We start from the raw sequence: 10,334 nt of genomic DNA, 5'->3' as shown, positions 1-10,334 counted from the left end.
AAGGGTGTTTGTAGTAAAGTTCAAGTCTATTTGATTTCTACTTTTGCACCAGCTTCTTCAAGTTTTTTCTTAAAGCTCTCCGAATCTGCTTTATTGACGCCTTCTTTCAATGTACTTGGCACATTTTCGGTAGCATCTTTCGCTTCTTTTAAACCAAGTCCAGTAATTTCTCTCACAGCCTTAATAACGTTAATTTTATTAGCACCAGCATCAACAAGAATAACGCTAAATTCAGTCTTTTCCTCTACCGCAATGCCTGCATTAGCTCCCCCCGAAGGACCAGCCACTACTGCGGGTGCTGCACTTACACCAAATTTTTCTTCAAATGCTTTCACGAGCTCAGCAAGCTCCAAAACAGATAAATTACCAATATAATCTAAAACCTCTTCTTTTGAAATTGCCATTACGCACTCCTTAAATTAATTTAAATTACAACAAAAAAAATACAAACCACACATGGAAATCTAAATCCAACTCAACCAGTCTAAATCACTAAAAAATCTAACAACCTAAGCTTGCTCTTTTTGCTTCTTGAGATTATCAATACCCGTAACAAAATATCTTAATGGGGCACTCCAAACAGACAAAAGCATACCAATCAACTCTTCTTTACTTGGTAGTTTCGAAACAGATACAATATGTTGTTGCTGAACAATAGTGCCATCAAAATATCCAAACTTTATCAAAAAGGTATCTTCATTTGTTTCAGCGAACTTACAAATTACTTTTGCCAGAGCAACCTGATCTTGACCCCAAACAAATATATTTGTACCCTTAAGTTGAGTTTCTGGATATTTTGCATTATTCATAGCAAGAGCTGCTAATGTGTTCTTGATTACCTGAACTTTAAGATTATTTTTTCTTGCAATTGCACGTAAAAACTCTAACTTAGCAACACTCAAACCCCTATAATCGCATACAACCATAGCAGATGCATTTTTAAAGTCCGAACTCAAACATTCAACCGTCTGAAGTTTTTCTTGTCTAGTCATTCTCTCTCCTTTCAGACCAAATCTCACATAGGGATAAAATTTAAGTTTCTATGAAACCCCGATGATCTCCGATCTAAGATAAATGTTACAAAGTTATTACAAGGATTATTTAATATCCATAAGCTCTTGAGAATCTAACTTAACTCCTGGACTCATTGTCAGAGACAATGTGCCACTTCTAATATATTTACCTTTTGCGGATGAAGGTTTAAGACGATTAATGTTACGCACAAACTCAAGCATATTTTCTTTTATTTCATCTTGTTGGAAACTTGCTTTTCCAATTGGTGCATGTATTACACCTTTTTTATCTACTCGAAAATTTACTTGTCCATTTTTTATATCAATGACTGCTCTACTTACATCGAGAGTAACTGTACCTGTTTTTGGGGTTGGCATAAGTCCCTTTGGTCCAAGAATCCTACCTAAATTGCCAACTAAAGCCATCATATCAGGTGTGGCTATTAACATATCAAAATTTATGTTTCCATTTTTAATTTGCTCTGCTAAATCATCAGTTCCAACAATATCTGCACCAGCGGCTTTTGCTTCATCAGCCTTTACGCCTTTAGCAAACACTGCTACACGAACTCTCTTTCCTGTGCCATGCGGTAGAACGACCGCACCTCTAATCATCTGATCTGCATGCCGAGGATCAACACCCAAACTCAAGGCCAATTCCACAGTCTCATCAAATTTAATGGAAGCCAAAGATTTCACAATAGTAATACCAGATTCAATGTCATACATCCTAGTGGTATCAATCTTAGATTGCAATTTTTTTAAACGCTTTGTCACTTTTTTCATAAATGCACCCCAAAAAAAACAAATTAATCAACAATATCCACGCCCATGCTCCGTGCACTACCTGCAACTATTTTCTTTGCAGCCTCCATATCAACGGCATTAAGATCTTCTAACTTCGCTCTTGCAATTCCTTCTAACTGTTCTTGTGTGAGTTTCGCAACTTTATTTTTCAATGGATTATCCGAACCTTTTTGCAAATTCAAAGTATTCTTAATAAGATCTGTTACTGGAGGTTTTTTTACAACAAACGTAAAACTCTTATCTTGATAAATAGTAATAATTACAGGAATATTGAAACTCCCCATATCTTTGGTTTTTTCATTAAAAGCTTTACAAAATTCCATAATATTAACACCCCTCTGACCTAATGCTGGTCCAACGGGAGGGGATGGATTAGCTTTACCTGCAGGAATCTGCAATTTTAATTGACCAACAATCTTTTTGCCCATAACAACACCACCTGTACTTAAAAAATATAACTAAAAAATCAAATTATTTTTTCTACTTGAGAATACATTATCTCAACTAACGTATTCCTGCTAAATATAGAAACATTGAGTTTGAGTTTGCGATGCTCAATATCGTACTCTTCAACTGTCCCTGTAAAATTTGCAAAAGGACCATCGATGATTCTAACAGTCTCTCCATTTTCAAAAAACACTTTTGGTCTTGGTTCAGCAGGATTTCTAATTTTATCAAGTATCTTTTCAATATCAGATTCACTTAAGGGCGTAGGTTTTTTGCTTTCGCCTATAAAACGTCCGACTCTAGGCAAAGATTGTATCATCTGCCAAAGCCGCGTATCAAGCTGAACTTTAACAAAAACATATCCAGGATATAAACTTTTTTGTGTAATTTTCTTTTTATCTTCAAAAATAGCTTCTGTTGGAACAACAATCTGCTCAAATCTATCTTGAATATTATTTTCAACAACCAAATTCTCGATAGCCCTTTTAACAGATTGCTCGCTACCAGAATAAGTTTGTATAGCATACCATTCCAAAATTACACCTCCCGGATACTTTGTAAATTCCTGATCTCAAACCGTTAAGATATTTCTCTTGTGTACAATCAAACAGCAAAAATTAGGACAAGATACTGGACAAGAACACAGACAAAATAATATCAACTAATCCAAGAAAAAGCATAACAACTAGTACTACAGAAACAACTGAAACAAAAGCACTAAAGATATTTTCTTTTGCTGGGTAAATAACTTTAGCTAATTCTTCTCGAGCATTTCTGTAATACCCTATAACCCTTTTCATAGAATCTCACTTTTATATTTAAATATAAACCACTCAGAGCACAATAACTACAGGCCACTGCAATTTATGGCAGGCCAGGAGGGACTCGAACCCCCAACATTCGGTTTTGGAGACCGACGCTCTACCATTAGAGCTACTGACCTAAAAAGTTAGTTCTGATATTCTAACTTTTTAGTTTGATTTCTTTATGAACAGTGTGCTTATTTAACCTGGGACAGAATTTTTTTAGCTCCAGTTTCTCGGTATTTGTTTTAGCATTTTTAGTGGTACTATAATTAATATCACCACATATTGAGCACTTCAATCCGATCTTAATAACATGTGCCTTAGCCATACAAAACCTATTCTACAATTTTTGTTACAACACCTGCACCAACTGTTCTACCACCTTCACGAATAGCAAAACGTGTACCCTCTTCAAGGGCAATTGGATTAATAAGCGTAACTGTAATTTTAATATTATCACCTGGCATAACCATCTCAACACCACTAGGAAGTTCTATAGAACCCGTAACATCGGTTGTTCGAACATAAAACTGTGGCCTATAACCATTAAAAAATGGAGTATGACGACCGCCTTCCTCCTTTGATAACACATAAATTTCACCCTCAAACTTCTTATGTGGAGTAATCGAACTAGGCTTGCATAGAACCATTCCACGCTCAACTTCTTCTTTTTTGGTTCCGCGTAATAAGATACCTACATTGTCACCAGCTTCACCCTTATCAAGTTCTTTCCTAAACATTTCAACGCCAGTAACAGTGGTTTTCTGTGTATCACGAATTCCTACAATCTCAACTTCATCGCCAACTTTCACAACACCCCGCTCAATTCTACCAGTAACAACTGTTCCACGACCAGCAATTGAAAATACATCTTCTACAGGCATCAAAAATGTTTTTTCGGTGTCTCTTTGTGGTGTCGGAATATATCTATCCACCTCTTCCATTAATTTAAGTATTTTTTCTCCCCATTCACCTACATTGCCGGCTTTTGCTTCTTCAAGTGCTTTCAATGCAGAACCTGCAACAATTGGTGTATTATCACCTGGGAACTCATATTGATTAAGTAAGTCACGGACCTCCATCTCTACAAGTTCAAGCAATTCTGAATCATCAACCATATCCTGCTTATTCAAAAAAACCACAATATATGGAACACCGACCTGTCTTGAAAGCAAAATATGTTCACGAGTCTGTGGCATAGGGCCATCAGCAGCAGAAACCACAAGAATCGCGCCATCCATCTGTGCTGCACCTGTAATCATATTCTTAACATAATCTGCATGTCCAGGGCAATCCACATGTGCATAATGACGATTTTCTGTCTCATACTCTATATGGGAAGTCGCAATCGTGATTCCTCTTTCTTTTTCCTCTGGAGCATTGTCGATATTATCATAATCCTTTAATTCTGCAAGCCCCTTAGTAGCCAATACAGCAGAGATGGCAGCACTTAAAGTAGTCTTACCATGATCAACATGCCCTATAGTACCCACATTTACATGCGGTTTGCTTCTATTAAATTTCTCTTTCGCCACAATGTCCTCCTTCTAAAAAAAACATAATATTACCACGTTATTACAAACTGGAGCCCATAAGCGGAATTGAACCGCTGACCTCTTCCTTACCAAGAAAGTGCTCTGCCACTAAGCTACATGGGCACATCATCGATATATTTGCAGAAACATACAACTAAGAAGTGTATTTCAGTCTTATATTATTCCTAACATCAAAGTCAGACAAAAAAACCTTCAATTCCATGGATTAAAATCTTACGTCGCTTATGGAGCGGGAAACGGGGCTCGAACCCGCGACCCTCAGCTTGGAAGGCTGATGCTCTAGCCAACTGAGCTATTCCCGCAAAAAACTGCCAGAACTTACCTTAAACATCCCGGTAAATAAAATCTCGCTTAAGACGACACAAAAATACCCTGTCAGATGGTGGTGAGTCGTGGATTCGAACCACGGAAGACGAAAGTCAGCAGATTTACAGTCTGCCCTCGTTGGCCACTTGAGTAACTCACCAAATACCTAAAATTGAAACTATAAACCGCAGCCACAAACACCAAAGCTACAATAAAACCTTATAAAAGCTATGGAGCTGGTTAAGGGACTTGAACCCCCGACCCTCTGCTTACAAGGCAGATGCTCTACCAACTGAGCTAAACCAGCAAAAAAAATCTAGAAATAGTTGAAAATGACCCACTAGACCCTAGACTTTAACTTAAGGAACACCCAAAAATTATGTTTTCGCCTAGAATCCTTAATATAAGGATTTCAAACATAGAGCTTTCGAAAACTCTAAATGAAACACCCACGGTAAGCAAAAGCGCTTATTATAATGCTACGAAGATAGTTTGTCAAGAAAATAACAATCTTATTTTTTGGCTAAAAGCTTTAATGCTTCTTTAGTAATTTGAGTAATTGACATGTTGTCAAGTTTTATATTTCCAAGTACATTGCTAATATCTGTACTTTTGAAACCTAAAGACTCCAAAGCAAAAAATACGTCCTTTGTATTAGTCCTATCATTTTGCACAAGAGTCGAAACTTTTTCCACAATCAATTCATCAAAAAATCCTGCTAAATCTACCATAATCTTACCAGCACTCTTTGCTCCAATTCCCGGGACACGTTGTAAGGCTTTGATATCTTTATTTTGCAAAATATCTGCAAAACTTTGTGGCGTATAAGTACTAAGAATTGTAAGTGCTACCTTAGGACCTACTCCATTAACTTTTATTAAGCGCTCAAAACTTATACGCTCTATCTTATCTGCAAAACCAAACAACAAATGATTGTCTTCCCTAATAATCTGCAAACAAAACACATAAACCTCTTCTCCATTCTCCTTTGCTATTGCTAGCTTTGTACTTGTATTCATAGAAATTCCTAATCCATAAATCACACCCCTAACATTTATTTCTAAAAATGTCGCTTCAAGATTTTCAATATAGCCTCTTAATCCAACTATCATAGAGTAACCTCCCAACAAAACAACTTTAAAATTTCAGGGTGTGCATTCTACTTGATATTTTGTTGTATAATCAAACGCAGACAGAGTTCATAAACACATATAGACACCATACAAATCCAAAGATTCCAAAAATTACTTCGAAGAATTATCGATTTTTAAGGATATTACTTGTGAGCAAAAAATTAAGCAACGAAGAAATCAAAACTCTATCTCTCAGTTCTTTGGGTGGAATGTTAGAGTTTTATGACTTTATCATATTCGTATTTTTTACAAAAGTACTTGGGCAATTATTTTTTCCGGCAAACGATCCTTTTTGGACTGACATAAGTACTTTTAGTGCGTTTGCTGCTGGATATTTTGCCAGACCAGTTGGCGGTATTGTCATGGCACATTTTGGTGATAAGTTTGGTCGCAAAAATGTATTTATGTTATCGATACTCCTCATGGTTATTCCAACATTCATATTAGGTCTTATGCCTACTTATGAAAACATTGGTATATATGCGCCAATTGTCTTGATTCTTATTAGAATCTTGCAAGGGATTGCTATTGGTGGCGAACTTCCAGGTGCTTGGGTATTTGTTTGTGAGCATAGTGACCCTAGAGTGCTTGGAACTACAATGGGCATATTTACAAGCGCGGTAGTTTCTGGAATCTTGCTAGGAAGCATCGTGACTCTTCTTGTAAATCTTAACTTTACTCAAGAGGAAATCAAAGATTATGCATGGAGACTACCATTTATCCTTGGTGGAGTATTTGGTATTATCTCTATTTTTTTACGCAGATACTTAAACGAAACCCCTGTTTTCAAAGAAATTCAAGCCTTAAAACAAACACAAAAGATACCTATCAAAGAGGTTATAAAGTCTCACAAGAAAGGTATCATCATGTCATTTCTAAGCACTTGGATTCTCACAGGTTGCGTTGTTATTACTGTTCTTTTAATGCCAAAACTTCTATCAAAAATTTTTTCTATTAGCAATGTGTCAGAAGTTACATATCAGATTGTAGCGATCTTTTTTCTTGCATTTGGGAACGTATTTATTGGCATCTTAAGTGATAGATTAGGATTTAAACGTACAAATATTATCTTTGCGAGTGGTCTAATTATTTTTGCATTCTTGTTTCATGGTTGTATCGTACAGAATATGAATCTTAACATTACGTTATTATTTTATTATCTTATGGCTTTTAGCGCTGGGGTTATGATTTTTACACCATTGTTTCTTGTAAAGAGCTTCCCTCCCCAAATCCGATATAGCGGTATTTCATTCGCCTACAATATCTCTTATGCTATTTTTGGAGGAATAACACCTATATTTTTTGCATGGGTACTCAATCTTGGTAATTATTTCTTGCTTGGAATGTATATGATATTTTTAGGTTCTTTAAGCATAGTCTTAGGATTAATCTTTGAAAGAAAACACTAAGATACAGTTTCCTGATCTCCATTTTATTGGAGTTTTTTTATTTAGTATTTTTTCGGCTTGCGGTTCTAATAACACTACACAAACAAACCAAGATCTCACAAATACAACAAAAACTCCATTTGTAGAAATTTATACTCCAAATCCCACGCTTCTTAAAAATTACGAAAGATTTCTTTCTCGCTTGTCGCACAAGCAATTAATTTTTAATCCTAGAGGAATTCCAACAAAATTCAATGTACCTATAAGGGATAATATTGCACCCTACACTGATATACAAACACTAAAACTCACTAATTTTACAAACATTGATGAGTTAAGAATCGATACACAACAAGTAATAATGGAAGATTTATTGGTCGATAAAGACAAAGATGAAACATTTATGCTTCCCCGATTTTCTCTTGCTGATATACGAAGCATCACCTACAAATACAAGACAATAAACAACAAACAAAGCAAACATATAAAGAATGATATAGAAAAGTTTGAAGGGTGTTTCTTGATAGATTCTCAGGCAGTCATCAAAGATTCTAAGCTTGTAAGAAGAAGCGAAGCTAGTAATAGGTTTTTAAAACGTTATGAATTTGGTTTGCCAGATATGGATCTTGTCCTCTATAAGATTTCAAACAATGACTGTAAATCCAATGAAATACAAAACTTCATTTCTCAATTCTATTGATGCAATAATTAAAAAATTATATGGAAAGTAAATTTTTTGCAAACTCCGCTAGATTCTGCACATCAAACCCGAAACGCTCAAAAAGCATATCGCCTTTTCCACTCGCTCCAAAACTATTGATTCCATATACACTATGTGCAAATTTATACCATTCAAATCCTCTGCTAGCTTCTATAGCCAACACTTTGCTATCCCCAAAAAGCGAAGCCAGATACGCTCTGTCTTGTTCCAAAAGTAAATCAAAACAAGGCGCACTTACCACACGTGTATGTACACCTTGTTTATTCAATTTGTGTTGAACTCTAAGACTTAGTGCCACCTCACTTCCACTTGCCACTAAGGTAATCTGAGGGTTTTTACAATCGCTTAAGATATACGCGCCCTTTGCCACGGATTCAACATTCGGATTACTTATAACTTCGAGATTCTGTCGGCTTAATACAAACATACTTGGATTTTGTCTTTTCAATGCAACTTGCCAACAAGCTACATTCTCATTCGCATCGCAAGGACGAAAGACTAAAAGATTTGGCATTGCTCGAAAATGGCTTAACTGCTCAATCGGTTGGTGTGTCGCACCGTCCTCACCAACACCTATACTGTCATGAGTAAATACGTAAAATACACGTGCATTCATAAGACTAGCAATACGAATACTAGGCGCAAGATAGTCGCTAAAAACAAAAAAAGTAGCACAAAATGGTGTATATAAACCATAATTGGCAATCCCATTACAAATAGCACCCATAGCATGCTCTCTAATCCCAAAGCGTATATTCCGACCTGCTGGAAAATCTCCATCACCAACAATGTCAGTGTTATTGCTTGGTGCAAGATCTGCGCTGCCTCCTAAAAACCCAGATACTGATTCTGCGATGCAATTTATTATCTTGCCATTGCTCACTCTTGTAGCGATAAAACTACCCTGTTCAAAACATGGAAATTTTACATGTGAAAAATCCAAATTTTTTACAATTTTTTCACGTATCTGAGAATCTAGCAAACTTTCCCATTGCTGATTAGCAAGCGCGCCAATTTCTGCAACATTTCTGAAACGAAGCAAACAGTCTTGTGGAATCACAAAATGTTCTTCTTGGTTGAATCCAAGTGCTTGCTTTGTTTTAGCCAAAACATCAATCCCTAAGGGTGCGCCATGCGTTTTATGACTCCCTTCTAGGTCTATTGCACCTTTACCTATAATGGTATGGGCGATAATAATACTTGGGTATTGAGAATCTAGAGCTTTTTGGAATGCTTCATTGATATCTATAAAATCATGTCCATTGCATTCTATAACTTCAAAACCTTGTGAATCAAAACGATTAGCAAGGTTTTCAACAAAAACCCTATCAACGTTACCCTCGATACTAACATTATTACTATCATAAATCAGTATAAGATTCTCAAGCTTATGGAGCCCCGCCAAAGAACAAGCTTCATAACTTATACCCTCCTGTAAATCACCATCACCACAAAAACAAAATACATTATGGTTAATCACATTTTTATTTGTTTGATTGAGTGAATTTTTCGCGTGTTTTGACGCTAAAGCCATACCTACGGCATTAGCTATACCCTGCCCTAAAGGTCCAGTAGTTACTTCTATTCCAGGAGTATGGGAAAACTCCGGATGACCAGGAGTCTTAGAATCTAACTGACGAAAATTTCGCAAATCATTTAAGCTCACATCAAATCCCCATAAATGCAACAAACTATACACCAAAGCACTGACATGTCCACCACTAAAAATAAGTCTATCCCGATTAAGCCAAGTTGGATTGGAAGGATTCACTCTAATATAAAAACCAAGAATTACAGCAATATCAGCTAATCCCATAGGAGCACCTGGATGGCCACTATTAGCAGCTTGCACCATATCAGCACACAAAAGGCGTAGGGTGCCAGCCATTCTTGTGAGTTGTGGGAGATCAGAGGCATCTATAGATTTCATTCACAATCCTTATTTCATCAATAACTTGATACATGTATTTTGTTGAATTCTTTTGTAGAAATTCTAACAAAATAGAATTTCGATACATCACTAAAATCTGTCTGTGTTATCGATTCAAGCAAAAACCCCTTAATCTCCAATTAAGCTATTAGTTATATAATCACGCCTCTCATTTTTTAGAATCAAGTTGTTTCAGAATTTAGAGTAGATTTGGTTTGGAATAAATT

Annotated in this window: 12 protein-coding genes and 5 tRNA genes; 2 read left to right on the top strand and 15 right to left on the bottom strand. The window is 36.2% G+C overall.

The window, feature by feature from the left end:
* Positions 1-26: 26 nt before the first annotated feature.
* From rplL to ruvA, 14 genes are all read right to left on the bottom strand, one after another.
* Positions 27-404, bottom strand: coding sequence for a 50S ribosomal protein L7/L12 (gene rplL, locus CCY97_RS00085; protein ID WP_112063459.1), 378 nt, complete (start codon positions 402-404; stop codon positions 27-29).
* Between the two features lie 105 nt (positions 405-509).
* Positions 510-992, bottom strand: a complete 483-nt coding sequence (gene rplJ / locus CCY97_RS00080) for a 50S ribosomal protein L10 (RefSeq protein WP_112063458.1) — start codon at positions 990-992, stop codon at positions 510-512.
* A gap of 105 nt (positions 993-1,097) precedes the next feature.
* Positions 1,098-1,799 (bottom strand): 50S ribosomal protein L1, encoded by a 702-nt coding sequence (rplA, locus tag CCY97_RS00075; protein WP_112063457.1) that lies wholly within the window; start codon positions 1,797-1,799, stop codon positions 1,098-1,100.
* A 23-nt stretch (positions 1,800-1,822) separates the two neighbouring features.
* A complete protein-coding gene (rplK, locus tag CCY97_RS00070; protein WP_112063456.1) occupies positions 1,823-2,248 on the bottom strand; it encodes a 50S ribosomal protein L11 in 426 nt (141 codons plus the stop codon).
* 38 nt (positions 2,249-2,286) lie between these two features.
* Positions 2,287-2,802, bottom strand: a complete 516-nt coding sequence (nusG, locus tag CCY97_RS00065; protein WP_112063455.1) for a transcription termination/antitermination protein NusG — start codon at positions 2,800-2,802, stop codon at positions 2,287-2,289.
* A gap of 82 nt (positions 2,803-2,884) precedes the next feature.
* Positions 2,885-3,067 (bottom strand): preprotein translocase subunit SecE, encoded by a 183-nt coding sequence (gene secE / locus CCY97_RS00060; RefSeq protein WP_112063454.1) that lies wholly within the window; start codon positions 3,065-3,067, stop codon positions 2,885-2,887.
* A 67-nt stretch (positions 3,068-3,134) separates the two neighbouring features.
* Positions 3,135-3,210, bottom strand: a tRNA-Trp gene (locus tag CCY97_RS00055).
* 20 nt (positions 3,211-3,230) lie between these two features.
* The gene (gene rpmG, locus CCY97_RS00050) at positions 3,231-3,401 is read right to left on the bottom strand and encodes a 50S ribosomal protein L33 (protein WP_112063453.1); all 171 of its coding nucleotides are present in this window, start codon (positions 3,399-3,401) and stop codon (positions 3,231-3,233) included.
* Between the two features lie 7 nt (positions 3,402-3,408).
* The gene (tuf, locus tag CCY97_RS00045) at positions 3,409-4,608 is read right to left on the bottom strand and encodes an elongation factor Tu (protein WP_112063452.1); all 1,200 of its coding nucleotides are present in this window, start codon (positions 4,606-4,608) and stop codon (positions 3,409-3,411) included.
* Between the two features lie 48 nt (positions 4,609-4,656).
* A tRNA-Thr gene (locus CCY97_RS00040) sits at positions 4,657-4,731 on the bottom strand.
* 123 nt (positions 4,732-4,854) lie between these two features.
* A tRNA-Gly gene (locus tag CCY97_RS00035) sits at positions 4,855-4,931 on the bottom strand.
* Positions 4,932-5,009: 78 nt separating this feature from the next.
* Positions 5,010-5,095: transfer RNA gene (locus CCY97_RS00030), tRNA-Tyr, on the bottom strand.
* A 71-nt stretch (positions 5,096-5,166) separates the two neighbouring features.
* Positions 5,167-5,242, bottom strand: a tRNA-Thr gene (locus CCY97_RS00025).
* 205 nt (positions 5,243-5,447) lie between these two features.
* Positions 5,448-6,047: a Holliday junction branch migration protein RuvA gene (gene ruvA, locus CCY97_RS00020; protein ID WP_112063451.1), complete on the bottom strand. Its 600-nt coding sequence runs from the start codon at positions 6,045-6,047 to the stop codon at positions 5,448-5,450.
* Between the two features lie 170 nt (positions 6,048-6,217).
* Between ruvA and CCY97_RS00015 the strand changes: the two genes are divergently transcribed.
* Positions 6,218-7,477, top strand: a complete 1,260-nt coding sequence (locus CCY97_RS00015; protein ID WP_258456740.1) for an MFS transporter — start codon at positions 6,218-6,220, stop codon at positions 7,475-7,477.
* Complete coding sequence (locus CCY97_RS00010; RefSeq protein ID WP_112063450.1) at positions 7,461-8,156, top strand: hypothetical protein; 696 nt, start codon at positions 7,461-7,463, stop codon at positions 8,154-8,156. The genes CCY97_RS00015 and CCY97_RS00010 overlap by 17 nt, the downstream gene beginning before the upstream one ends.
* A gap of 16 nt (positions 8,157-8,172) precedes the next feature.
* Here CCY97_RS00010 and tkt read toward each other — a convergent pair whose 3' ends face one another.
* Positions 8,173-10,107, bottom strand: a complete 1,935-nt coding sequence (gene tkt, locus CCY97_RS00005) for a transketolase (protein ID WP_112063449.1) — start codon at positions 10,105-10,107, stop codon at positions 8,173-8,175.
* Between the last annotated feature and the right edge of the window lie 227 nt (positions 10,108-10,334).

This window comes from Helicobacter sp. 10-6591, from assembly GCF_003288805.1.
In the GTDB taxonomy this organism is placed as follows: domain Bacteria; phylum Campylobacterota; class Campylobacteria; order Campylobacterales; family Helicobacteraceae; genus Helicobacter_F.
The sequence above is the reverse complement of the archived record's forward strand: the minus strand, read 5'-3'. Positions and strand labels throughout refer to the sequence as shown.

Excerpts from the sequence above, each read along its gene's own strand:
- rplL (WP_112063459.1), bottom strand. The coding sequence starts at position 404 with ATGGCAATTTCAAAAGAAGAGGTTTTAGATTATATTGGTAATTTATCT.
- rplJ (WP_112063458.1), bottom strand. The coding sequence starts at position 992 with ATGACTAGACAAGAAAAACTTCAGACGGTTGAATGTTTGAGTTCGGAC.
- rplA (WP_112063457.1), bottom strand. The coding sequence starts at position 1,799 with ATGAAAAAAGTGACAAAGCGTTTAAAAAAATTGCAATCTAAGATTGAT.
- rplK (WP_112063456.1), bottom strand. The coding sequence starts at position 2,248 with ATGGGCAAAAAGATTGTTGGTCAATTAAAATTGCAGATTCCTGCAGGT.
- secE (WP_112063454.1), bottom strand. The coding sequence starts at position 3,067 with ATGAAAAGGGTTATAGGGTATTACAGAAATGCTCGAGAAGAATTAGCT.
- rpmG (WP_112063453.1), bottom strand. The coding sequence starts at position 3,401 with ATGGCTAAGGCACATGTTATTAAGATCGGATTGAAGTGCTCAATATGT.
- ruvA (WP_112063451.1), bottom strand. The coding sequence starts at position 6,047 with ATGATAGTTGGATTAAGAGGCTATATTGAAAATCTTGAAGCGACATTT.
- tkt (WP_112063449.1), bottom strand. The coding sequence starts at position 10,107 with ATGAAATCTATAGATGCCTCTGATCTCCCACAACTCACAAGAATGGCT.